Genomic DNA, 24,270 nt, shown 5'->3' with positions numbered 1-24,270 from the left:
CTCTCGTCTCGGACCTTGGTGGACCCACCTCATCGTAGGGAGTCTCAGCCGCGTCGCAGCCTCGCCGCGGCGGTGTCCACCAGGGAGGTGACCTCGCGCACCCGCAGCAGCCGGGCGCCCACGAGCACCACCACCATCCCGGCGGCGGCGCTCAGGCCGCCGCGCAGCAGCGAGGGGAACGGTCCGGGGTAGTCGCCGAGTCCCGCCAGGGAGCGCTCGACCAGCCAGGCGGCGGTCCCGGCCACCGCGAGCACGAGGGCCATCCGCACGAGGAAGCGGAGCAGCCGCGGGGTCTCGAGGCCGCCCACGGTGCGGCGCAGGAGGACGAAGCTCACGACCGCACCCACGGCGTACGACGTCAGGTAGGCGACGACCAGCATCGGAGCCGTCCGCTCGGGGGGCAGCACCGGCAGCAGGGCGGTGGCGACGGCGACGTTGGTGAGCGAGACCGCGACCTGGATGAAGAAGACCAGCCGGGTCATCTCCATGGCGTAGAAGCCGCGCAGCATGAAGTAGTGGACGGTGAAGAAGACCAGCCCCGGGCCGAAGAGGGCGAGGGTCGGGGCGAAGGCAGCCGCCTCCCGGGGGTTGTCCCAGCCGAAGGCGAAGCCGGCGACGTCACCAGCGGTGATCGGCAGCAGCACCGCGAAGGGGAGCACGAGGGCGAGGGCGGTGCGCAGCGTCGACCCGACGGTGCTGCCCAGGTCGGCGAGCCGGCCCTCGTGGGCGAAGGCCGAGAGCCGCGGCAGGATCGCGGTCGCCAGCGAGACGGTCACGATGGCGTGCGGCACCATCATGATCAGCAGGCTGTTGGAGTAGACCAGGTAGCCGGTGCCCTTGCCGCCGTCGACCGTGCCGCCCGAGGCGAGCTTGACCACGACGAGGTACGCCGCCTGGGTGACGATGACGAACAGCACGGTCCAGACACCCAGCGACAGCGTCCGGCGCAGCTCGGGGTCGCGGAAGTCGAACCGCGGTCGGTAGGTGAACCCGGACGACCGCAGGTAGGGCACGAGGACGAGGAGCTGGGCGACGATGCCGATCGTCGAGCCTAGGCCGAGCAGCACCTCCTGGTTGCGTCCGAGCGCCTCGGCGCGGGCCGCGCCGTCACCGGTCGGCCCGAAGAACACCAGGTAGGCCACGAGCATCAGCACCGACAGCACGTTGTTGGCGATCGGCGCCCACATCATCGGGCCGAACCGCCCGCGCGCGTTGAGCACCTGGCCGACCAGGACGTACATCCCGTAGAAGAAGACCTGCGGCAGGCACCAGCGGGTCAGGTCGACGATCGTCTCCAGCTGGGTGACCCGGTCGGGATCGAGGTAGCGGTCGTCGAGGTAGAGCTGCAGCAGCAGGGGGGCGGCCACGACCAGGAGCGTGGTCACCGCGCCGAGGAAGAGCGCCGACAAGGTGATCACGCGGCTCGCGTAGGCGTCGCCGCCGTCGGCGTCCTCCTTGATCCGGCGCACGAGCTGCGGCACCAGGACCGCGTTGAAGATACCGCCGGCCAGCAGGATGTAGACCATGTTGGGCAGCGTGTTGGCGATCGCGAACAGGTCGCCGCGCAGGCCGGAGCCCAGCGCGACGACCAGCAGCGTGGCGCGGACGTAGCCCGACGCGCGCGAGAAGACCGTGCCCGCGGCCATCACGGCCGAGGAGGCCAGGATGCGCTGCTCGCTCACTGCGCCTCCGGGACCGGGTGGCCCACCGGCGCGTCGGTCGCGTCGGTCGCCTCGTGCTGTGCGGCGAGCTCGGCCCGCCGGGCCCGGATCTGACCGGGCAGGCGGTAGCCGATCATCCCGAAGAGGACGAGCGCGCCGGCCGCCATCGCGATCCAGATCAGCGCGCTCACCTGGGCCGCGCGGATCGGCAGCTCGCCGACCGAGCCCAGCGCGACCCCGTCCGCGCTGGTGACGGTCAGGCGTACGTTGTGCACGCCCGGCTGGTCGGTGGTGGCCCGGTAGCGCAGCACGCTGCGGGCATCCGGGCCGAGGTTCCTGGTCGAGTCGCCCTCCAGGGACAGGGCCAGCTGGCCGTCGGTGGTCGTCTTGACCTGGACGGTGACAGGCTGGTCGAGGCCGTTGACCAGCGTCGCCCCGAGCTTGCCGGAGTCGCTGGAGAGGGTCACGGCCGGGGGCACCTCGATCCGGACCTTGCGCAGCTCGTCGCGCAGGGACTCCTCGATGCGCGCGGCCGCCTTCAGCGCCAGGCCGGGCCGCTCACGGTGCTGCTCGGAGAGGGTGACCAGCACCTCCTCGCGGACGCTCGCCTCGAGCCTGGTCTGCAGGGTGAGCACCTGCTCGAGCAGGGCCGCGGCGTCGCTCGCGCGGGTGGCGGCGGTGAAGTTGCCGGCGTCGAGCTCGGCGGCACGGTCGGACTCGTTGTAGGCCAGGTTGGCGGCCTTGACCCCGGACGCCGAGCGGTCGGCGACCTCACCGGCGGGGACGAGGTCGAGCCACGGCTGCTCGAGGTCGGCGAAGAAGGCGGCGGCGTCCTCACCCCTCCACACAGTGGGGAGGGTGACCACGAGCGGGGCCCTGTCGTCGTTGGCCAGGCGCAGCGCCGCCTCGCTGAGCAGCCGCTGGCGCAGCGCCAGCGGATCGTTGGCCGCTGTCGGGCCGGGACCACCGGCCTCCGCGCCGGTGCTGGTGACGATCACCTTGTGGCCGAGCAGCCGGACCACCGAGGTGGGACTGCTCGGCGGGATCCCGAAGGCGTTGTCGCCGAGCAGGATGACCGTGTCGGGTGCTGTCGCGGAGATCGCCTCGGGGCTGAGCACGTCGCTCTCGGGAGCGACCGCCGGCCGGCTGGGGAGGCCGAGCGCGGCCATCACCTCGACGCTGTGCGCCAGCGCCTGGTCGTACCTCGTCCTGTCGTTGCGCACCGCCGCCGAGACGTCGATGTCGCCGAACGGGAGCGTGAGGACGGGGTTCGTGCCGACCAGCGCGGTGAAGCGGGCGAGCCAGGCCGAGGCCGCCGCGGCCAGCGCCGCGTCCTCGTCGCTGGGCGCCTCGGTGGGCTCCGGTGCGGTGGGGGTCAGCGACTCCGGGGTGACGGTCTCCGTCGTGGACTCCGTCGGGGTCTCGGTGGGCGTGGGCTCCTGGCCCGGGACAGTCTGGTCCGGGGCCAGGCTGCGTGGCATGTTGCCGGCGGCCAGCCGGGCGAGCGCCAGCAGGACCGCGGGGTCGACCAGCCAGCTGTACGGCACCGCGCCGGCCGACTCGGCCATGTCGAGGGCGCCGTCGAGGCTGCCCCCCTCGGCCAGTCGCCGCGCCCACCGGTCGGTGCCGGCGAGCCGTCCCTGGGCGTCGAACCACACCCGGCCGCGCAGCGACAGGATGACCGAGGCCTCCTGCGTCTCGCCGCCGGTGGGTCGGGCGGGGATGAAGGTGCGCGCGCGCCCGTCGGCCACCGTGTCGCGGGGCACCGTCGCCGTGTCCCCGAGCGCGTGGATGCCGATCCAGTAGACGCCGGCCTGGCCGGACGTGCCGAGCAGCTCGACCGGCACGGAGTCGGAGAAGGGCTCCGACTCGCCGGGGACCAGCTCGTCGATCGTGTCGAACGTGCCGGGCACGGTGACCCGCGTCCCGACGGACGCAGTGGGGTCGATCACCGCCGAGGCGGCCAGCGAGTTGGAGTCGAGGATCGGGGCCTGCGAGGAGAAGGCGTGCAGGTTGACCCGCGTGAAGGTCTCCTCGCTGGTGTTGGTGACCGTGCCGGTGATCTCGACGTTGCCGCTGCGCGGGAGCGCCGGGCTGATCGTGTCGATGTGCACCAGCAGCGGCTCGGCGTCCTCCGCCGGGGTGGCGGCAGCCGGCACGAGGGCCCCGCTGCACGCGAACCCGAGCGTCAGGAGCCCCGCCAGGGCAGCGCGGAACACGGGCGGGCGGGGCACGGCCCGACTCTAGATGAAGGGAGGTCGCGAGCTCGCACGTAGAATGGCCTGTCGTGTCCGACGCCGCCCTGCCCCCGCTCACGATCGTCGAGATCCAAAGCCGCGTCGGCGCCGAGCTGAGGCGCATCGGCTCGGTCATCGACGAGCTCGGCGCCCGCTTCGCGGAGGCCGGCGAGGAGCTCGCCCTGGTCGGCGGGCCCGTGCGCGACGCGATGATCGGTCGCCTGCAGAACGACCTGGACTTCACCACCTCGGCCCGGCCCGAGACCACCGAGCGCCTCCTGTCGGGGTGGGCCGACGCCGTGTGGGACATGGGTCGCGCGTTCGGCACCATCGGCTGCCGCAAGGGTCCCTGGCAGGTCGAGATCACCACCTACCGCTCCGAGTCCTACGACCCGACCTCGCGCAAGCCCGACGTCGACTTCGGCGACACCCTCGAGGGCGACCTGGGCCGGCGCGACTTCACGGTGAACTCGATGGCGGTGCGGGTGCCGAGCCGCGAGTTCGTCGACCCCTTCGGTGGCGTCGTCGACCTGGCCGAGCGGGTGCTGCGCACGCCCGGCGCTCCGGAGGACTCCTTCTCCGACGACCCGCTGCGGATGATGCGCGCGGCCCGGTTCGCCGCCCAGCTCGGCTTCGCCGTCGCGCCCGAGGTGGTCAAGGCCATGACTGCGATGGCCGGTCGGATCGAGATCATCTCCGCGGAGCGGGTGCGCGACGAGCTGGTCAAGCTGGTCTGCGCGCCCCACCCCAGGCTCGGCCTCACCCTGCTCACCGACACCGGGCTGGCGGCGTACGTCCTGCCGGAGCTGCCGGCGCTCGCCCTCGAGCGCGACGAGCACCACCGCCACAAGGACGTCTACGAGCACACCCTCACCGTGCTCGAGCAGTCGATCGACCTCGAGCACCGCCTCGCCCCTCCTGGTCAGCCGAGCGGACCCGACTTCATCTCGCGCTTCGCGGCGCTGATGCACGACGTCGGCAAGCCGAGGACGCGGCGCTTCGAGTCCGGCGGCATCGTGACCTTCCACCACCACGACGTGGTCGGTGCCAAGCTCACCCGCAAGCGGATGCAGGCGCTGCGCTTCTCCAACCACGACATCGACGCGGTCGCCACCCTGGTGGAGCTGCACCTGCGCTTCCACGGCTACGGCTCGGGCGAGTGGACCGACAGCGCCGTCCGACGCTACGTCCGCGACGCCGGTGACCAGCTCGAGCGGCTGCACATCCTCACCCGCGCCGACTGCACCACCCGCAACCAGCGCAAGGCCGACCGCCTGCGCCGCACCTACGACTCCCTCGAGGAGCGCATCGCGCGGCTCTCGGAGGAGGAGGAGCTCGCCGCCATCCGGCCCGACCTCGACGGCAACCAGATCATGGCCGTCCTCGGCATCGGCCCCGGTCGCGAGGTGGGTGATGCCTACAAGTTCCTCCTCGAGCTGCGCATGGACGAGGGTCCGAAGTCGGCCGAGGAGGCCGAGGCCGCGCTGCGCGCGTGGTGGGCGGCGCGCCAGGGGTGAGGCGACCCCCCTTAGGGGTGGCCGGGCACATTCCCTCGTGCGGAACGGGTAACGGGACGCGAGGTCGCGACCCCGGAGCGGCCCCTTCTGAGAGGAGCGTCCCGTGGACGTGGAGAACAGTTTCGAGAACGCCCTGGACAAGGTGGTGGGCTTCCTGCCCAACCTGCTGGGCTTCCTGCTGATCCTGCTGATCGGCTACATCATCGCCAAGGTCGTCGCCAAGGTGGTCACCAAGCTGCTGGAGAAGGTCGGCGTCGACCGTCGGCTCAAGGACAACAAGGCTGGGTCGTACGTCGACGCCGTCCTGCCCGGCGCCTCGATCGCCGCCGGCATCGCCGCGGTCGTCTTCTGGCTGATCTTCATCTTCTTCATCGTCACCGCGGTGGGGGCGCTGGACATCCCCGCTGCCACGGACTTCATGGACAAGGTGCTGGCCTACCTGCCCAACGTGATCGTGGCCATCCTCATCTTCGTCGTCGCCGCGCTCATCTCCGGTGCTGTGGGTGGCCTCGTCGCCCGCGTCATGGGTGACACCACGACCGGCAAGGTGGTCGCCTCGGTGGTCCCGGCCGTCGTGATGGTGATCGCCTTCTTCATGATCCTCGAGCAGCTCCAGATCGCTCCCGAGATCGTGCGCATCGCCTTCGGCGCCGTCATGTTCGCCATGGCGCTGGCGCTGGCGCTGGCCTTCGGCCTCGGTGGCCGCGACGTCGCCGCTCGCCTGCTCAACGACGCCGACACCAAGGCGCGGGCCAACGCCGGCCAGGTGAAGGACGACTTCCAGACCGGGGTCGACCGTGCGAAGTCCGAGGCGGAGCGCCGTGACCCGACCAGCGGGAACGGCACCGGCACGAGCAGCACGTCGACCGCCGCGGGCTACACCACCGGCACGACCAGCACGAGCACGACCGGCACCGGCTACGGCTCCACGACCGGCGACGGCCCGCTCGCGGACCCGCCGGGTGAGCGGACCCAGCCGTTCGACGTCGGCACCGGTGACCCGGGACACCGACGCGACTTCTGACGCCCACCCGCCACGGCCCAGCTCGGGACAGTCCGCATCAATGGCTGCGTCCCGAGCTGGGCCGTGCACGTTGTTCGATGCGGACTACCGGGAAAGAAGGCTCGCATTGGTCTGACCACTTGACCACTGATCCCAACAGTCTTAGCGTCGGGGCATGCCGCTGTCCCCTGTCGCCCGCCGCTCGGTCCCCGACGAGGTCTACGACCAGCTCCTCGACGAGATGCTGGGCGGCGAGCTCGCGCCGGGGGAGCCGTTGCCGAGCGAACGACGGCTGGCCGAGGTGCTCGGCGTGTCGCGCCCGGCGGTCCGCGAGGCCCTGCAGCGACTGGCGCACGCGGGTTACGTCGACGTGCGCCAGGGCGACTCGACCACGGTGCGCGACTTCCGTCGCCTCGGCGGGCTCGACCTGCTGCCGCGGCTCCTGCTGGCCCGCGGCGGTCTCGACCTCGCCGTGGCGCGCAGCATCCTCGAGGCTCGGGCGCACGTCGGGCCCAAGATCGCCGAGCTGGCGGCGGCGCGGGGTGGGCCGGAGGTCGCCGGGCTCCTGGCGCAGGCCGTGGAGGAGCTGCGGGCGGACGACGACGGCGTACGCCGCCAACACGTCGCGCTCACCTTCTGGGAGCACCTCGTCGAGGGTGCGGACTCGATCACCTTCCGGCTGATGTTCAACAGCATGCGGGCGGCCTACGTCCCGCTGATCGAGGCACTGGCCCCCTTGATGGCCGCCGAGGTGGACCGGGTCGACGCCTACGTCGCGCTCACGGACGCGGTGGCCGCCGGTGATCCCGAGCGGGCCCGGGCCTGCGCGGACGACCTGCTCGGCACCGCCACGACCAGCCTCGTGGACGCGATCGAGACGATGCAGGCGCCGTCATGAGCGACACGACGGACGAGGCCGTCGAGGCCCTCGCCCAGCAGCGGCTGGCCGGCGCCGAGCGCGAGCTGTCGCGCAGGCCGAAGGTCACCCTCGTCGAGACCGGCCGCGCCTTCTGGCGCTACCCGTCGCCGTGGATGATCGCCGCCTACCTCCTCGCCGCGGTCGCCGCGCGTGTCGTGGTCGGGGAGTGGTCGTGGACCGACCTGCTCGCCCCGGCCGTCTTCCTGGCGCTGTTCCCGGTCGTGGAGTGGCTGATCCACGTGTTCATCCTGCACTGGCGCCCGCGCCGGGTCGCCGGCGTCGAGGTGGACAGCCTGCTGGCGCGCGACCACCGGCGCCACCACGCCGACCCCCGCGACGTACCCCTCGTCTTCATCCCGTGGCGGGCGTTGGCCTGGGTGATCGCGCTGCCCGGCACCGCCCTCCCGCTCGCGGTCGGCGCGCTGCTCGGCGCCGACCTGCCCGCCCGGCTGTCGTTCGTGGTGACGCTGGCGGTCGTGCTGTTCGTGTACGAGTGGACGCACTACGTCATCCACTCCGACTACAAGCCGAGGACCAGGGCCTACAAGGCGATCTGGCGCAACCACCGGCTGCACCACTACAAGAACGAGCACTACTGGTTCTCGGTGACCACGTCGGGCACGAGCGACCGGCTCCTCGGCACCTGCCCCGATCCCGCCGCCGTGCCGACGAGCGCCACGGCCAAGGACCTCCACGGGCTGGCCGAGCGCGGCCCGGAAGCGCTGTAACGCCGGGTTGGTGCTTGTACCCACCCTGATGCAGGGGGGTGGGTACAGCGCCCAACCCGGCGTTACAACGAGTCAGCGGGCGGTGCGGAAGCCCTCGACGAAGGCGCGGCCGCGCTTCACGACCAGCCGGAGCCGGTGCGGCCCGTCGGTGCCGAGGCCGCGGATGACGGCGTGGCGGTCGAGCCGCGGACGTGCGCGCCGGCCGTCGAAGGACAGCGTTCCCACGCGCTCACCGTCGACGAACAGCACGGCCTTGCCGCCGCGTCGCGCGCGACCGAACACGATGTCGAGCGCATCGCCCTCGAAGCCCAGCCGGAGCACGTCACGACCGGCCCGGGTGCCGCCGTTGTCGCAGTACGACCCTCCGGGGGCGCGACCGTCCACGACCCGCCAGCTGCCCAGGTGGCCCACGGCGCGCCCCTGGCAGGCCTGCCGGCGCGGGAGGTCGGCCGGGGCCACCGATGTGGTGCTGACAGTGGGCTGCCCCGCCGCACCGGGCGTGCCCGTCGTGGGCGGTGGGGTGGTGGTCGGCGGTGCGGTCGTGCCGCGCTCGGTGACGGTGATCCGCACCGTGGCGGTGTCGGTGAGACCGCCGGCGTCGGAGACGGTCACCGTGGCGTCGTACGTGCCGGCGTTGCCGAACACGTGCTCCGCCACCGCGCCGGTGGCGTCCTTGGTGGTGCCTCCGTTGCCGAAGTCCCACGAGTACGTCAGGCTGCCGGGCGTCTCGGCGTCGGTGCTGCCCGAGGCGTCGAGCCTCACCCGTGTCCCCGGCTCGCCCGTCGTCGGCGTGGCCGTGGCACGGGCGTCCGGCGCGGTGTTGGCCGCAGGTGCCAGCTCGGCGCCGTAGCCGTAGTCGAAGGTGCCGCAGCCCAAGCCGAGGTCGAAGGCGACGGTGCCGGTCAGGTCGCCGTCGGCTGCCTGCGGCCCCTCGTTGGCCACCGTGCCGTCGCCGTTGCCGCTCATCCCGAGGACGTCGAAGGTCAGGCAGTCGTAGGCGAACTCCCAGTTGCCGGAGGCGCTGCTCGGGTCTTCGTAGTTGTCGGTCCAGCCGTCGCCACCGTCGGAGAAGCGAGAGTCTCCCGAGGCGTCGGTCCAGGCCGCGTCGTCGAGGTTCGGCGTGCTGCTCCCCGGCTCGGGCTGGCTGTCCAGCGGGGACTGGGCCGGCGGGTCGTCGGTGCCGGCGTTGCCGTAGCCGTGGGCCTCGTCGGTGTACGCGGTGTAGAAGCCCGACGCGAACTCCGGTGCGCCGCGGTCGGCCTGGCCGTTGCCGTCGAGGTCGAAGCCGGACCGGTCACGCATCTCCATGTAGTAGGCGTGGTCCGAGGGTCCTTCGGCGCCGGCCGCGACGTACTGCCATCCCTGGGTGCACCCGGCACCGGGGCCGTCGGCCCGGCAGCCGCCGTTGAAGATGCGCGGGTCCTCGGGCGAGCCGCTCGACTCGAAGTCCGTCGCGTAGATCTTCCGGGTGCTGCCGTCCGGCAGGGTCGCGGTGATCTCGACGTCATCGATGAACCAGCCGGGCCGGGCCAGACCGGGGTCGGTGGCGTAGCTGAAGCGCAGCACCGGGCTGGCGGCCCCGGCGAGCTCGGAGATGTCGTAGCTGTCGGCGAGGTAGACCATCGGCGGGGTGTTGCCCGCCTTGCGGTCCACGGCCTGGGTCTGCGCGTCGTAGGACCCGGACGTGCCGGTGATCCCGTTGTCGTAGGCCGACTGGCAGCCGTTCTGGTTCGGGTTGCCGGCCAGCGGGTCGGTGTTGGAGGTGGTGTAGCCGTTCTCCGAGGGGTTGGAGGCGAAGTTCTTGCCGCCGTCGACCGACGTCAGGACGAAGCCGTAGTCGTAGTCCCACTCGATGTCCCACATCGACTTGAAGTCCAGGCTCAGGGTCGTGCCGGCCGGCAGCTGGGCGACCTCCGGGATGGCGAGGTCGAAGTTGTGGCCCTTGCCGGGGTCCTTCGCGCACCCGAAGTCGTTGCCGGAGCGCGACCACCAGGTGTGGGTGGCGCTCGCCTTGTCACCGGTCTCGAACTTCGCCGGGTCCAGCAGGATGCGGCCCGGCAGCTTGGCGACGTACATCTGCGAGTTCTGCACACGCCCGACGCCGTCCAGGCCCTCGGTGAGGGTGTACGCCGTGCCGTCCGGGCGCTGCCAGGTGATCGAGTCGGTGTCCTGCTTGGAGTCGGTGATCCCGGTCTCGGTGCGGTCGGAGTCGAGCACCTCCGGGACGACCCAGCCGAGCTCCTGGCGGCCGTAGGCGTCGATGTTGTGCGACTTGTCGGTCGCCATCAGGTTCCAGTCGCCATAGGTCTCGCGGCTGCCGGTGGAGTAGAAGTCGGGCAGGCCGAGCGAGTGGCCGTACTCGTGCGAGATGACGCTGGCCGCGTCGATCGCGGTCTCGGGGTTCACGTTGTAGGGGCCGACGCGGACGAAGACCTTGAGGGCGTCGGTGCCCGGCGTCGTCGTCATCTCGGAGTAGGTCGCGTCGGTGTACCAGAGCGGCCGGCCCTCGAGGTCCTCGAGCTGGTCGTCGGTCGTGAAGCCGGGCAGCTTGGTCACGGGGTCGGAGTAGTAGAACTCCAGGCTCGACGAGTGCGGCCACACGTTGTCGTAGGTGACGTTGTCGTAGGGGCAGGCTCCGGCGGCATCGGTCGGGGTGCTGAGCTGCGACGAGCCGTTGCCACCGCACCCGGCGAAGACGGCCATGAAGAAGTCGACCACGCCGTCCTTGTCGGTGTCGTAGTCCGAGTAGTCGATCTCGGGGTCGGCGATGGCGGCTGCGTCGTAGACGAGCTTGCCGGCCGGGCCGCACCCGGAGTCGATGGCCTGCAGCGCGCCCACTCCGGCGACGGCTCCCGTCAGGGCGCTGCCGTTGGCGTCGGAGCCGTAGTACTCGGTCTGGCCGGGCAGGTTGTAGACGCCGTCGGTGATCCGCTCGGTGTAGGCCGCACCTCCGACGGTGCCGGGAGCAGGGACGGAGCCCACTGGCGTCGTGGTCTGGGTCGCGCCGTGGCAGGTCTGGGGGGACGACGTCTGGACCTGGCTGAACGGGAAGCCCGGGGCGTAGGTGAAGTCGGCGGAGCCGATCCCCGCGGACGGCACGGTGCCCTCCGGGTAGAGCTGGCCGAGGCTCATCTCCTGGAAGAGGTTGAACGTGGAACCCTCGTAGGAGGGATCGTTGATGACCTCGTCGAGCGTGCGGTCGTGCGCCTTGTAGGCGCGGTCGCGGTACTGCACCGGCACGACCGGGAACGGACGGTCGCCGTAGCGGGCCGTCTCGTACTCGGAGGCCGGCGGGATGACCTTGGGCCCGTGGCTGGTCAGCGTCTGCGAGGCGGTCCCGACGGTGACCTGGGCCGTGGTCGAGAGGTCGCGCCAGACGATGGTCGAGAGCTGTGCGGTGGTCGCGGCCGCGCTCTCGAGCACCAGCGTGACCGTGCTCTCCGGCGCTACGGCCGGCACGTCCCAGGTGTAGGTCCGGCCCCCGCTCGTGCCGAGCGTCCCGGTCGTCCCGGTCGGAGGCTTCGCCTGCGTGATGGTGGAGCCCACCGGAGCGGTGACGACCACGCGGACCGCGGCGACCGGGGTCGCGGCCGGGTTGCGCACGATGATGCGCGAGGGGTAGGTCTCGCCGGGCTTGACCCAGCCGACGGCGGAGACGAAGGAGTTCTCCACCTCGAGGCCGCCGACGGTCCCCTCGGACACGACGGCGGCGGACGGGGCAGCGGCGCCGGGGGCACCTGATGCCTGGGCGGAGCCGGCAGTGGCGACCGTGGTGACGGTCAGCAGGCCGGCGAGGAGGGCGGTGGCGGCAGTGGTGGCCGCGAGCCGTCGGGATCGGGACATCGGGTTCCTCGGTGACGGGGACGCGTTCGGGGGCGCGTCGGTGACCGGGAAACGACGGGTTGGAGCCGGAAGTTACGCAGGCGTGGCCCCGCGCCGGGCGGCGGGGCCACGCCTGCCGTCAGCGCACGACCTTGATGTTGAACATCCCCGTGCCGAGCGCTCCCATCGTGCGCAGCCACAGCGGCAGCAGCATCTCGGTGCCCCGGGCGGTCTCGATGCCACCGAGGTCGATCACGTCCTGGTGCCCGAACCCGGTGAGGATCTCGGTCACCGTGGCCTTGGCGGCCGCGTCGTCCCCGGAGACGAAGACGGTCGTCGCCTCGCCGAGGAGGCCCGGGTCCACCATCAGCGGCGCGGTGAGGGTGTTGAGCGTCTTCACCACCCGGGTCTCGGGGAAGGCCGCCTGGATCTGCTCCCCGAGGGAGTCGGTGTCCTTGACGAAGAGGGTGGGCGGGAAGCCCGCGGAGAAGTCGAGCGGGTTGGAGATGTCGATCAGCACCGTGCCGGCGAGGTTGTCGGACCCGGCGGCGGCGAGCATGTCGAGGGCGGCGGCGCCGTTGCCGGCCAGCACGACCAGCTCGGCCCCCTTGGTCGCGTCGGCGTACGTCGCCAGGGCGATGTCGCCGTGGTCGGCGTGCCACGCGGCGAAGGGCGGGGTGCCCATGGCGTCGGGCTCGGTGCGCGCGCGGGTCGCCTCGGGGTCGCGCGTGCCGACCGTGACGGTGTGGCCCAGGCGTGCGAGGCCGGAGGCGAGTGCCTGGCCGACCATGCCGGTGCCGAGTACTGCGATGTCCATGTGAAGGTGCTCCTGGGTAGAGAGACAGGTCTGTCTGCTGGATGGACGCTAGCAGACAGGTCTGTCTACAATCAAGGGCATGGCCGCTCCCTCCGCTCGTGAACGCATCCTCGAGACCGCGTTCGCGCTGTTCTACGCCCGGGGGATCCGCGCCGTCGGGGTCGACCTGATCATCGCCGAGTCCGGGGTCGCCAAGGCGACCTTCTACCGCCACTTCCCGGCCAAGGACGAGCTCGTCCTGGCCTACCTCGACAAGGTCGACGGCATCTGGAGCGGGCAGCTGCGCGCGGCGGCCGAGGCCGCAGGCGAAGACCCGGCCGAGCAGCTGGTGGGCCTGTTCGACGCGCTGACCACGGCCTGCCGGCGCGAGGGCTATCGCGGGTGCGCCTTCATCAACGCGGCGGCGGAGTCCGTCCCGGGGACGCCGGTGCACGAGCGCACGGTGGCCCACAAGGACGCCGTACGGACCTGGGTGACCGACCTCGCCGAGCGCGCGGGCGCGGCCGACCCGCAAGGCCTCGCCCGCTCGCTCACGCTCCTGCTCGACGGCGGGCTGTCCGACGGCGCCTTGTCCGCCTCGCCCGACGCGCCCGCCCGGGCCAAGGAGACAGCACGCCTCCTGGTCGACGCCCACACCGGCTGAACGGGCGGCGCCACGCCCGGGAACGACATCGGCCACGCAGGTCCGGGACGGGACCTGCGTGGCCGATGGGCGTGCGCGCCTCAGCGCGGGACGATCACTCGCCCTTGATGAACTTCTCGAGCTCCGCGCGACCGATGTCGTCGGGCATCTGCACGGGCGGGGACTTCATCAGGTAGGTCGAGGCGGCGATGATCGGGCCACCGATGCCCCGGTCCTTGGCGATCTTCGCGGCGCGCACCGCGTCGATGATGATGCCGGCCGAGTTGGGGGAGTCCCAGACCTCGAGCTTGTACTCGAGGTTGAGGGGGACGTCACCGAAGGCACGACCCTCGAGGCGGACGTAGGCCCACTTCCGGTCGTCGAGCCACGCGACGTAGTCGGACGGGCCGATGTGGACGTTGCGGTCGTCGGCGCCCACGTTGGCGAGCGAGCCCTCGAGGTTGGAGGTCACGGCCTGGGTCTTGGAGACCTTCTTGGACTCCAGGCGCTCGCGCTCGAGCATGTTCTTGAAGTCCATGTTGCCGCCGACGTTGAGCTGGTAGGTGCGGTCCAGCGCGACACCGCGGTCCTCGAACAGCTTGGCCATCACGCGGTGGGTGATGGTGGCGCCGACCTGGCTCTTGATGTCGTCGCCGACGATCGGGACGCCGGCGTCCTCGAACTTCTTGGCCCACACCGGGTCGGAGGCGATGAAGACGGGCAGCGCGTTGACGAAGGCCACGCCGGCGTCGATGGCGCACTGGGCGTAGAACTTGTCGGCCTCCTCCGAGCCCACCGGGAGGTAGGACACGAGGACGTCGACCTCCGCGTCCTTGAGCGCCTGGACGACGTCGACCGGCTCGGCGCCCGACTCCTCGATCGTCTGGCGGTAGTACTTGCCGAGGCCGTCGAGCGTGGGGCCGCGCTTGACCTCGACGCCGAGCGTCGGGACGTCGGCGATCTTGATGGTGTTGTTCTCCGAGGCGTTGATGGCCTCGGACAGGTCCTTGCCGACCTTCTTGTCGTCGACGTCGAAGGCGACCACGAACTGGACGTCCTTGACGTGGTAGTCACCGAAGACGACGTGCATGAGCCCAGGGACGGTCCCGGTCGGGTCCGCGTCCTTGTAGTACTCAACGCCCTGGATCAGAGAGGTGGCGCAGTTGCCGACTCCGACGATCCCTACTCGTACCGAACCCATGGGGCTCTCCTTCTCATTGCTGGTCGTGCTCGTGGACGTGGTGGTGGTCATTCGTTCGTGGCCGGGATGCCGGGACCGGCGGCCCGTGCGGCGGGTGGTGCTGCGGGCGAGGGAGCCGGTGCGGCCTCGTTGCCACGCTCGGCCCGGATCAGGTCCGAGAGCCACCTGACCTCGCGCTCGACCGACTCCACGCCGTGGCGCTGCAGCTCCGCGGCGTAGCGGTTGACCTCGGCCTGGGTGCGCTCGAGCTCGCCCTGCACCCGTGCGAGCCGCTCCTGCAGCCGCGAGCGGCGGCCCTCCAGGACGCGGAGGCGGATCTCCATGTCGGTGGAGGAGAAGAACGCGAACCGGATGTCGAAGTTGTCGTCCTCCCAGGCCGTGGGTCCGACCTCGGACATGAGCCGGTGGAAGTGCTCGTTGCCGCTCTCGGTCACCTCGTAGGTGATGCGGGGACGACGGCTGGTCGGCGAGGTGGTGGCGGCGACCTCGGTGATGAGGTTGGCGCGCAGCATCTTCTTCAACGCGGGGTAGAGCGAGCCGTAGGACAGCACCCGTCCCCACCCGAGCATCAGGTTGAGCCGCTTGCGCAGCTCGTAGCCGTGCATGGGTCCCTCGTGCAGCAGTCCGAGGACTGCGAGCTCGATGGTGTCACCACGACGTGCCATACGACCTATCGTACCGATATATCCGCGTGTGACGAATCAAGGTTGCCACGTGACTCCCCGTACCCTGTGCCGCGTGAGTGCGAAGCGGAGGGCCACCGGTCCGGCTCAGACCCGAAAGCCCCAGCCCCGGCGTACGCCGAAGCAGCGCGCGGCCAAGGTCGCGAAGGTCCTGGCGATCGTCGGGGTCGTCGGCGCCCTCGTCCTGGCCGGCGTCGTCGTCGTGCTCTACCAGGCGATCAGCATCCCGACGCCCAACTCCGCCTTCCAGGCGCAGACGACCTTCGTCTACTACAAGGACGGCAAGCAGCAGCTCGGCACCTACTACGAGGACCAGAACCGGGAGTCGATCCCGCTCGCCGAGATGCCGCAGACGATGCAGGACGCCGTGGTCGCCGCGGAGAACCAGACCTTCTGGACCGACAAGGGAATCGACCCCAAGGGCATCCTGCGCGCGCTGTTCTCCAACGCCCGTGGCAACGCGCGCCAGGGCGCGTCGACGATCACCCAGCAGTACGTCAAGATCCTCTACCTGACCAGCGAGCAGAGCTACAAGCGCAAGATCAAGGAAGCGGTCGTCTCGCTCAAGATCCAGCAGCAGCTCAGCAAGTCCGAGGTCCTCGAGGGCTACCTCAACACCATCTACTTCGGTCGCGGCGCCTACGGCATCCAGGCCGCGTCCAAGGCCTACTTCGCGCACCCGGCGAGCGAGCTCAGCCTTCGCGAGTCCGCCGTGCTGGCGACGGTGCTCAACAACCCGACGAAGTACGACCCGGCCAACGGCAAGGAGGCCAGGGAGGACCTCAAGGTCCGCTACGAGTACGTCCTCGACGGCATGGCCGAGATGGGCACCATCACGACCGAGGAGCGCGACCAGGCGCTCAAGCGGCTGCCGAAGTTCCCCAAGGTCGCGGCCCAGAGCCAGTTCGGGGGTCAGAAGGGCCACATGCTCGCCCTGGTCAAGAAGGAGCTGCTCGCCCGCGGCATCGCCTCCGAGGAGGAGATCGACGGCGGCGGCCTGCGCATCACCACCACGTTCGACCCCGAGGTCATGAAGGACGTCGAGGAGGGCGTGCTCGCCGAGAAGCCCGAGGGCTTCGGCGACAAGCAGCTGCACATCGGCGCGGCGACCATCGAGGTCGGCACCGGCGCGGTCCGCGGCTTCTACGGCGGTCAGGACTACCTCGAGTCGCAGATCAACTGGGCCGCGACCGGCGGGATGGCGGGCTCGACGATCAAGCCGCTCACCGTGGCGGCGGCGATCAAGCAGGGCTTCTCGCTCGACGACACCTTCGAGGGCAACTCGCCCTTCGAGTTCCCCGACGGCACCGAGGTGCGCAACGAGGGCACCGGCAGCGACGGCCTCGGCAACGACTACGGCTCGGCGGTCAGCCTGGTCACCGCCGGCGAGGAGTCGATCAACACCGCCTTCGTCGACATGTCCGACTCGATGGACGACGGGCCGCAGGCCATCTACGACATGGCGCGCGCGCTCGGCATCCCCGGCGAGGTGCCGTCGAAGAAGTTCCCCGGCATCCCGGACAAGTCCGTCGACTTCACGCCCGACGACACCCTGATCACCCTGGGCAAGGGACGGGTCAGCCCGATCAACATGGCCAACGCCTACGCGACGATCGCCAACGGCGGCCAGCGCGCCGACGCGCACGTGGTGCAGAAGGTCGTCGACAAGAGCGGCGAGACCCTCTACGAGTGGAAGGGCAAGACGCGCGAGGCGGTGAGCGAGGACATCGCCTCCGACACCTCCTACGTCATGCAGCAGATCGTGCAGAACGGCACCGGCCAGGCCGCCCTCGAGCTCGGCCGCCCCGCCGCAGGCAAGACGGGCACCGCGACCGGTGGCGCCGAGGAGTTCGTGTCGTCGTCGTGGTTCGCCGGCTACACGCCCCAGATGGCCACCGCGGTGATGTACGTCCGCGGCGACGGCGACGACCGCCTCGACGAGTGGCTGCCGTCCTACTTCGGTGCGGTCTACCCGGCCCAGACCTGGACCGGCATCATGCAGCGCGTCATGGACGGGATGGAGGTCGAGGACTTCCCGGAGCCGGCCATGGTCGACGGCGACGCGCCCGAGGACGGCCACGAGTACACCCCGCCCCCGCCCCCGCCGCCGCAGCCCACCAAGCCGCCGAAGCCGACCCCCACCCAGACCGAGACCGGTGGCGTGCCGACCGAGACGCCCACGGAGACGCCGACGGAGACGCCCGTCCCCACCGAGACGCCGATCCCGACGGAGACCCCGACCACCCCGGTGCCGCCGCCGGCTCCGCCGACCACCCCAGCGCCGCCGCCTCCGCCGCCCACCGAGAGTCCCACGACACCGGCCGGTCGCATCCAGCCCCGGCAGACCGTCGACACCCGACCCTGAGCCTTCCGGTGGACCACCTCGAGCCGGAGTCACCCACCCGCACCGACCCGGTGGCCGCGACGATGTCCGCGGTCGTCGGGGGGCCGCTGGGTGAGCACGCAGGCGGCCATCGCTGGTGGAACGCCACGCGGGTGCTGCTGGGCGCCACCGGCATCGTCCTCGCCGGCGGCATGCTCAGCAAGGGCGCGTGCGTCCCGTCCGGGTGGAGCAAGGAGACGCAGCCCTACGCCGAGCTCTGCTGGACCGGCCTCGCCGGGGCCGCCGCCGGCACCGGCACCCCGCCGCACGTCACGACCTGGCTGGAGCGCCTGGCGGGGCTGTTCCCCGGATCGGGCACCGTCGCCACCACCGCCGTCCTCGCGGTGCTGCTCGGCGCGCTCGCGCTGCTGGCCACCGCACTGCTCGTCCGCGTCGACGAGCGCCGGCCCTGGGCCGCCGCGGGATGGGCGCTGGGGCCCCTCCTCCTCGTGCACTGGCTCTCCTGGGAGCTGGTCGCCGCCGTGGGCGTCGCCGTGCTGCTGTGGGGCTGGACCACCGGCCGCAGCTGGCTGGCCGGGGTGGGCGCCGGCGTCGGAGCCGCGTTCGCGCTGCCGGTGGTCGCGGCGCTGCTCGGCGTGGTGGCCGTCGGCGGACGGTGGCGCGACCGGGTCGACGCCCTGCTCGCGGCAGCGGCGGCGTACGTCGTCGTCACCCTCCCGGGCCGGGCCCGGGTCCAGGAGCCGGACGTCGGGTCGGTCTGGCTGCTCCTCCAGCAGGCCGGTGTCGGCGCACCGCGCACGGCGCGGTGGGTCGTCCAGCTCGCCGTCCTGGCCCTCGCGGCGGCGGCGGTGGGGTGGCTCCTCCGGAGGTCCGGCCGGCCGACGCCCCTGACGAGCGCGCGGGCCGGGCTGGTCATGCTCGCGGCGGCGCTCGTCGTGGCGCCGTCGGCCCCGCCGGAGCTCGCGCTCGTGCTCCTGCCGCTGGCCGCGATCGCCGTACGCCGCTGGCGCGACCTGCTGGTCTGGCAGGGCCTGCACCTGGTCAGCTGGGTCCTCACCGGGTGGTACCTCGGCGAGGCGCTGGTGCCGACGGTCGCCGACGACACCCGGGCCTACTGGCTGGCGATCGTGCTGCGGGTGGCGGGCCTGGTGTGGCTCGTCGTGGCGGTGCTGCGCTCAGCCGACGACGACGCGGTCGAAGTCGGTGGCGGTGAAGCGGACGCGGACGTCGATCTCCTCACCGACGCGGGGGACGCGCGCCCCTGAGGGCAGGAACAGCATCGAGGCCTGCATGTGCGGCGGCTCGGCGAAGAGCCGCTGCTTGCCGTCGATGGAGAACGGCGAGCGGACGAAGCCGACCGCGTCGAGGCCGCCGCGGGCCAGGGTCGCGGCGCGCGCCTTGAGCGACTGGTCGCCGGTCGGCGCCTCCAGGCCGATGCCGTGCGCGGTGCCGCCGCTGACCACGACGACGTGCCCGCCCTTGGGCGCCGTACGGCCGCGGTAGCCGAAGATCTCGCCGCGCTCCACGTCGTGCACGTCGAGCACCGTCGCGGTCACCGTGAGGGCACCGCGGTCGCCGAGCCACAGGTCGGTGCCGATGCGCGGGCGCACGGTGAAGTCGGGGTAGCTGCTGCCCAGCTGCGCGAGCTCGCGGTGCGTGAGGTGGGAGACGAAGACGGTGCGGGTCGGCAGGCCCGAGGCGACGACGTCGTTGATCAGCCGACTCACCTCACCGAGGTGGGAGGTGGTGTTGAGCGGCAGGTGCATGGCGACGCCACGCAGCCCGCTGTGCCGCTCGCCGCCGAGGGTGTCGGCGGCCGCGGCGAGCTCGCGGCGCGTCATGCCGTGCCGGCGCATCGACGTGAGCTGCTCCAGGACGAACCAGGCGTCCGGGTCGTGCTCGCGCAGCGCGGTGAGGTCCTCGGGGCGGCTGACGGTGTGCACGACCCGCGAGGCCGTCCGAGCGTCGAGCTCGAGCGCCGCGCCGAAGGGGCGCCACGGGGTGAGCACGAGCAGGTCGCCGTGGAAGCGGGACGCCGCCTCCCCCAGCTCGTCGTAGGTGCCGACCGCCAGCAGGTCGAGGCGCGCACCGGTCTCGTCCGCGTGCTCGGCGAGCCACTGCGCCCGACGCGCGAGCCGCCCGAGCCTGAAGCCGTAGCCGTTGCCCTTGGCGACCGGCACGATGCCCGGGCTCGCGCGCACCGTGGCGAGGAGGTGGGCGCGCCAGCGGTCACCGTCGACCGACAGGGTGAGGCTCATCCTCGCCTCGCGAGGTAGAGCTGGAACGCCTTGTAGATCGCCCGGTTGAGGGGCAGGTCCCACTCGCCGGCGTACTCCACGGCCTGGCCGCCGGTGCCGACCTTGAACTGGATGAGCCCCACGTGCGGGTCGTCGGAGTCGAGGGTCTCGGTGATGCCGCGCAGGTCGTAGACCTCAGCGCCGGCGTCGAGCGCGTGCCGGATCATCGCCCACTGGACGCCGTTGGACCCGCGCACCTCGCGCTTGTCGGTGGACGAGGCGCCGTAGGAGTACCACGCGTGGGTGCCGACCCGGATCGCGATCGTGGCCGCGACCAGGTCGCCCTCGTGCCGGCCCAGCCACAGCTGGATCCGGTCGGGGTCCTCGGCGTGCAGCGCGTCGTACATCGTCTCGAAGTAGGAGAGCGGCCGCGGCGTGAAGTGGTCGCGCTCCGCGGTGTGGGCGTAGAGGTCGTGGAAGGCCTTGAGGTCGGTGCGCTCGCCCAGGGTGACCTCAAGACCCGACTTGTCCGCCTTCTTGATGTTGCGGCGCCACAGCTGGTTCATCCCCTTGAGGACGTCGTCCTCGGTGCGCGGCGCGCCCTCGTCGTCGACGAGCGGGATCTGGAAGTTGAACTGCGGCTGGCCGGCCGAGAATCCGCCCTCGGCCGACTGCTGCTGCCAGCCCAGCTCGTGCAGCTGCGCGATGACGCGCGCGCCGTCCTGCGTGCGCTCGAGGGGAGGTACGTCGCCGAGGCGCCGCACCGACTCGTCGGCGATGCCGGCCTTGACCTGCTCGGCGCTCCACCGGCGGGTGACGACCGGCGGACCCATCCGGACCGCGAAGGCGCCCTGCTCCTTGAGGTGGGCGACCATCGGTGCCAGCCAGGACTCGAGGTCGTCACCGGCCCAGTCGATCACCGGGCCCTCGGGCAGGTAGGCGAGGTAGCGCCTGACCTTCGGCAGCTGGCGGTAGAGGACCAGCCCGGCACCCACGAGCTCGGCGCCACGGAACCAGCCGATCGACTCGGCCTTCCAGTCCGACTTCACGGTGGCCCAGCCAGGGGTCTGGAGGAAGCTGGCCGACGACCGTCCGGCGATGAAGTCGCGGTGCTCCTGCGCGGAGATCGGGCGGAGCGTCAGGGGGTTCGTCACTCCGGAGAGGCTACAAGGGACCAGACACGACCCCCGTACGTGTCTGGTCCCTCCGTGCATACAGACGTAGGACGGCCGCGTTTGGTTGCGCCGTTGTCAGAGGTTTCTTGACAAGTTTTTCTTGAACGGATCAAGAGATCCTCAAGATCGCTTCCAGAAGGACTAGACGCCATAGCCCGTTCGGGCCATGTCTCGTTCGAGGTCTTGTCGGGGACGGGCGAGCGTTCGGGAGCGCGCATCCACCCGGCGACCGGCGGCGCCACCGCGCCCCGGACCGAACGTCGTCGGCGCCACCGCGCCGGCTCGTCACTGAGGGAGACCACATGCACACCACCGACCGCACGCACCTCCGGCGCCAGGCCGACCGCGCCGAGGGCATCGCCCGCGTCCAGGGAGCCACCCGCATCGGGGTCGCCGCCCTGCTGTGCCTCGGCACGCTCGCCCTCGCGCCCGCAGCGAGCGCCGACCCGGGCAACGGCCAGGCCAACGGCCAGGCGAACGGCCAGGGTCAGCAGCCCCAGCCCCAGCCCCAGCCGCAGCCGGCGGCCCAGTCCCAGCAGCCGCAGGCGCCCGCCGCCCAGGCGCCGGGCAAGGCCCCGGGCAACGCCCCTGGCAAGGCCCCCGGCAACGCCCCCGGCAAGGCGCCGGGCAACGCCCCCGCCGACCCCGGCGGCAACAACGGCACCGTCAAGATCGCGCCGCTGGGCGACATCGACCGCATCCCGAACAACACCCCGCACGTCGGGTGCACGTTCCAGGTCGAGTGGTACGGCTTCGACCAGGGCGCCGACATCGTCTCGAGCGTCTCCTTCGCCGAGCACGCCCCGACGACGGGGGTCGGCATGACCGTGAGCGGCCCGTCGCAGGTCTTCGTCGGGGCTGACCCGGCGAGCGGCGCCGGCACCGACAGCGGCCTCGACGGTCGTGAGGCCTACACCCTGTCCTTCACCGGCGACCCGCACCCCCAGCAGGGCTACCACGTGAAGCTGACCATCTCCACGCCCCGCTCGCGCGGCAACGACACCAAGACCAAGGTCTTCTGGGTCCAGGGCTGCGCCCCTACCACGCCCGAGACGCCGACCACTCCGGAGACCCCCACCACGCCGGAGACGCCGACCACCCCGGAGACGCCCTCGACGCCGCAGACCCCCACCACCCCGCAGGCCCCGACGACCCCGCAGGCCCCGACGACCCCGCAGACCCCGGGGACGCCGCAGGCCCCGAACGGGCAGAACCCGACCCAGGACGACCAGCCCGGGTCGCAGCCCGAGTCGGAGGTGCTGCCCGACGACGCCGAGGTCCTCGGCGTGCAGGCCTTCGCCGGCAACAGTGCCCCCTCGGCCAACTCGGCCAACTCGGCTGCCCCGCAGGCCCTCCCGACGGCCGTCAACGCGGGCGCGGCCGGCACGACTCCTGACCCCGTCTCCCCTGTGGGCTCGCTGCTCGGCCTCGTGCTGGTGCTGCTCGCGGGGGTGGCCACGCGCGTGGCGTGGGGCCGCGCGCGTGGCTGAACTGCGGCGCCGGCAGAGCCGGGCGGGAGTGGTCGTCGCGGCAGTCGCGGCACCGCTCCTGCTGGCCGCCGGCCTCGCTGTGGGGGCGGGGGCGCTCCGGACCTCCTCGGAGGCTTCCGGGGTTCTCGCCCCCGGTGCCCGCCGCTGCGCCGGCGGCGGAGGTGACCACCTCCGCCGCCGCCCCACCGTCCGGACGGCCCCGGCCCGGTCGACCGGCGGGGGGCGCGGCGCCCGAGGCGGTCGTCGTACCCGCGCTGGGCATCGAGGCCGTGGTCTCCGGCATCACGCTGAAGCAGGGGGCCCTCACCCCGCCCGCCGACCCGCAGCAGGTCGGCTGGTGGTCGGAGGGCGCCGCTCCCGGCGCCGACACGGGAGCCGCGGTGCTCACCGGCCACACGGTGCACACGGGCGGCGGTGCCTTCGACGACCTCGAGGAGCTCACGGCCGGGGATGACGTCGTGGTGCGGACCGCCCGCGGGCGGATCGCCTACGTCGTCGACTCGGTCCGGGTGCTCGACCGCGACGAGCTGGCGCGGCAGAGCGCGGACGTCTTCGACCAGTCCGGCGCTGCCCGCCTGGTGCTCATCACCTGCGAGGACTGGGACGGCACGGCCTACCGCAGCAACGTCGTCGTGACGGCCCGGCCGTCCCCCTGAGCCTGCTCAGAGGTGCTCGGTGGGGTCGACCAGACCGTTGAGGCCCTGTCCGAAGGGTTCCGTGTGGGTTGGGTCAAGGACTCGGTGAGATTGGCCCGAATGTGTCCTCAGGGGATGGCCCGTTCGAACCACCTGGGGTTTCTCTGGCCGGGGAGCAGGAGCGGTCCGTGGGAGACCGTGGGGCTCCGGAGCTCCCTCACCCACCGACGCGGCGCACGGGCGTCGCGCATGACCCTGGGGGGCTCGCATGACCAGCAACGACCACTACCGCCTCGCGCCGCGGCTCGGGCTCGCCGCACTCGTGTGCCTCGGCGCCGCCACCGCTGTCCCGTTCGCCCAGGCGGACGCGCAGGACCCGAAGGGCAACAACGGCACGGTGAAGGTGGCGCCCTACGGCGACATCGACTCCATCCCGAACAACACACCGCACGTCGGCTGCACCTTCCAGCTCGAGTGGTACGGCTTCGACGCCGGCGTCACCTCGACGGTGCTCTTCGAGGAGCAGCCGCCGACGACCGATGTCGGCATGTCTGTCTCGGGCGACACCACCGTCGTGCTCGACGACGACCCGGGTGCCGGTGCGGGCAACGACGGCTTCGACGGGTCGCAGGCCTACACGTTGTCCTTCACCGGTGCGCCGCACCCGCAGCAGGGCTACCACGTGAAGCTGACCATCAACACGCCTGAGTCCAGGGGCGCGGACGTCAAGCACAAGGTCTTCTGGGTCGAGGGCTGCACGACGCCCACCCCCACGACCACCCCCACCACCCCGACCACGCCCACGACACCCGCCGTGCCGTCCACGCCCACCACGACACCCGCGGTGCCGACCACGCCTGCCGTGACGCCCACGCCGCAGGTCACCCCCCAGACGACCCCGCAGGCACCCGAGGTGCAGCCTCAGGACCAGGAGGAGTCGGAGGCGCCCGACGTGCTGGGCGAGCAGGCTTCCAGCAACAGCTCGCCCTCGGCCCCCGCGGCCTCGCAGGAGGCGCTGCCGACGTCCGTGAACGCAGGACTCGACCGGGCGGGTGCTTCGGCGGACGAGTCGCGCGTGGGCAGTGACCCGGCCCGCGTCCTGCTGGGTGCGGTGCTGTTGCTGCTCGGCGGCGTGTGCGCACGGCTGGGGTGGCTCCGCGCACGTGGCTGAGGGGGGTC

18 protein-coding genes are annotated in these 24,270 nt (G+C 71.9%); 10 read left to right on the top strand and 8 right to left on the bottom strand.

From position 1 onward, the window contains the following. Nucleotides 1–44: 44 nt before the first annotated feature. The gene (gene murJ, locus ACS3YM_RS17340) at nt 45–1,682 is read right to left on the bottom strand and encodes a murein biosynthesis integral membrane protein MurJ (RefSeq protein ID WP_439937684.1); all 1,638 of its coding nucleotides are present in this window, start codon (nt 1,680–1,682) and stop codon (nt 45–47) included. Next, nucleotides 1,679–3,895, bottom strand: coding sequence for a DUF6049 family protein (locus ACS3YM_RS17335; RefSeq protein ID WP_439937683.1), 2,217 nt, complete (start codon nt 3,893–3,895; stop codon nt 1,679–1,681). The genes murJ and ACS3YM_RS17335 overlap by 4 nt, the downstream gene beginning before the upstream one ends. A gap of 53 nt (nt 3,896–3,948) precedes the next feature. On the opposite strand from ACS3YM_RS17335, the gene ACS3YM_RS17330 reads away from it, so the two are divergent. The 4 genes from ACS3YM_RS17330 to ACS3YM_RS17315 all read left to right on the top strand — a co-directional run bounded on the left by ACS3YM_RS17330 (nt 3,949) and on the right by ACS3YM_RS17315 (nt 8,065). Then, the gene (locus ACS3YM_RS17330; RefSeq protein WP_439937682.1) at nt 3,949–5,415 is read left to right on the top strand and encodes a CCA tRNA nucleotidyltransferase; all 1,467 of its coding nucleotides are present in this window, start codon (nt 3,949–3,951) and stop codon (nt 5,413–5,415) included. A 103-nt stretch (nt 5,416–5,518) separates the two neighbouring features. After that, nucleotides 5,519–6,439, top strand: coding sequence for a mechanosensitive ion channel family protein (locus ACS3YM_RS17325; protein ID WP_439937681.1), 921 nt, complete (start codon nt 5,519–5,521; stop codon nt 6,437–6,439). 154 nt (nt 6,440–6,593) lie between these two features. Then, nucleotides 6,594–7,316 (top strand): FadR/GntR family transcriptional regulator, encoded by a 723-nt coding sequence (locus ACS3YM_RS17320; protein WP_439937680.1) that lies wholly within the window; start codon nt 6,594–6,596, stop codon nt 7,314–7,316. After that, nucleotides 7,313–8,065, top strand: coding sequence for a sterol desaturase family protein (locus ACS3YM_RS17315; protein WP_439937679.1), 753 nt, complete (start codon nt 7,313–7,315; stop codon nt 8,063–8,065). Before ACS3YM_RS17320 ends, ACS3YM_RS17315 begins: the two co-directional genes overlap by 4 nt. 72 nt (nt 8,066–8,137) lie before the next feature. Here ACS3YM_RS17315 and ACS3YM_RS17310 read toward each other — a convergent pair whose 3' ends face one another. Beyond that, on the bottom strand, nt 8,138–11,908 hold the full coding sequence (locus ACS3YM_RS17310) for a PKD domain-containing protein (RefSeq protein WP_439937678.1): 3,771 nt from the start codon (nt 11,906–11,908) through the stop codon (nt 8,138–8,140). Nucleotides 11,909–12,026: 118 nt separating this feature from the next. Continuing rightward, entirely contained in the window at nt 12,027–12,704 is a 678-nt protein-coding gene (locus ACS3YM_RS17305) for an NADPH-dependent F420 reductase (RefSeq protein WP_439937677.1), read from the bottom strand. Between the two features lie 79 nt (nt 12,705–12,783). Here ACS3YM_RS17305 and ACS3YM_RS17300 point away from each other — a divergent pair, with 79 nt between their 5' ends. Continuing rightward, nucleotides 12,784–13,347 (top strand): TetR/AcrR family transcriptional regulator, encoded by a 564-nt coding sequence (locus tag ACS3YM_RS17300; RefSeq protein WP_439937676.1) that lies wholly within the window; start codon nt 12,784–12,786, stop codon nt 13,345–13,347. A gap of 94 nt (nt 13,348–13,441) precedes the next feature. Here ACS3YM_RS17300 and ACS3YM_RS17295 read toward each other — a convergent pair whose 3' ends face one another. Together ACS3YM_RS17295 and ACS3YM_RS17290 are read right to left on the bottom strand one after the other, a co-directional pair. Continuing rightward, nucleotides 13,442–14,527 (bottom strand): inositol-3-phosphate synthase, encoded by a 1,086-nt coding sequence (locus ACS3YM_RS17295; protein WP_439937675.1) that lies wholly within the window; start codon nt 14,525–14,527, stop codon nt 13,442–13,444. 47 nt (nt 14,528–14,574) lie between these two features. Further along, nucleotides 14,575–15,192, bottom strand: coding sequence for a PadR family transcriptional regulator (locus tag ACS3YM_RS17290; RefSeq protein WP_439937674.1), 618 nt, complete (start codon nt 15,190–15,192; stop codon nt 14,575–14,577). 73 nt (nt 15,193–15,265) lie between these two features. Here ACS3YM_RS17290 and ACS3YM_RS17285 point away from each other — a divergent pair, with 73 nt between their 5' ends. Beyond that, nucleotides 15,266–17,575, top strand: coding sequence for a transglycosylase domain-containing protein (locus ACS3YM_RS17285; protein ID WP_439937673.1), 2,310 nt, complete (start codon nt 15,266–15,268; stop codon nt 17,573–17,575). An 8-nt stretch (nt 17,576–17,583) separates the two neighbouring features. Further along, the gene (locus tag ACS3YM_RS17280; protein WP_439937672.1) at nt 17,584–18,819 is read left to right on the top strand and encodes a hypothetical protein; all 1,236 of its coding nucleotides are present in this window, start codon (nt 17,584–17,586) and stop codon (nt 18,817–18,819) included. Here the strand turns inward: ACS3YM_RS17280 and ACS3YM_RS17275 are convergent. Then, nucleotides 18,730–19,812 (bottom strand): alanine racemase, encoded by a 1,083-nt coding sequence (locus tag ACS3YM_RS17275; protein WP_439937671.1) that lies wholly within the window; start codon nt 19,810–19,812, stop codon nt 18,730–18,732. The genes ACS3YM_RS17280 and ACS3YM_RS17275 overlap by 90 nt on opposite strands. Continuing rightward, nucleotides 19,809–20,945 carry a lipid II:glycine glycyltransferase FemX gene (locus tag ACS3YM_RS17270; protein ID WP_439937670.1) on the bottom strand — a complete coding sequence of 379 codons (1,137 nt, stop codon included), beginning with the start codon at nt 20,943–20,945 and terminating at the stop codon, nt 19,809–19,811. Before ACS3YM_RS17270 ends, ACS3YM_RS17275 begins: the two co-directional genes overlap by 4 nt. A gap of 323 nt (nt 20,946–21,268) precedes the next feature. Between ACS3YM_RS17270 and ACS3YM_RS17265 the strand changes: the two genes are divergently transcribed. The 3 genes from ACS3YM_RS17265 to ACS3YM_RS17255 all read left to right on the top strand — a co-directional run bounded on the left by ACS3YM_RS17265 (nt 21,269) and on the right by ACS3YM_RS17255 (nt 24,262). Beyond that, nucleotides 21,269–22,456, top strand: coding sequence for a hypothetical protein (locus tag ACS3YM_RS17265; RefSeq protein ID WP_439937669.1), 1,188 nt, complete (start codon nt 21,269–21,271; stop codon nt 22,454–22,456). A gap of 161 nt (nt 22,457–22,617) precedes the next feature. Then, nucleotides 22,618–23,112, top strand: coding sequence for a class F sortase (locus ACS3YM_RS17260; protein ID WP_439937668.1), 495 nt, complete (start codon nt 22,618–22,620; stop codon nt 23,110–23,112). A gap of 247 nt (nt 23,113–23,359) precedes the next feature. After that, a complete protein-coding gene (locus ACS3YM_RS17255) occupies nt 23,360–24,262 on the top strand; it encodes a hypothetical protein (protein WP_439937667.1) in 903 nt (300 codons plus the stop codon). The last annotated feature ends 8 nt before the right edge of the window (nt 24,263–24,270 follow it).

The organism is Nocardioides sp. N13(2025) (genome assembly GCF_051912545.1).
Taxonomy (GTDB): domain Bacteria; phylum Actinomycetota; class Actinomycetes; order Propionibacteriales; family Nocardioidaceae; genus Nocardioides.
Note: the sequence above shows the minus strand (reverse complement) of the source record. Positions and strands in the feature narration are given on the sequence as shown.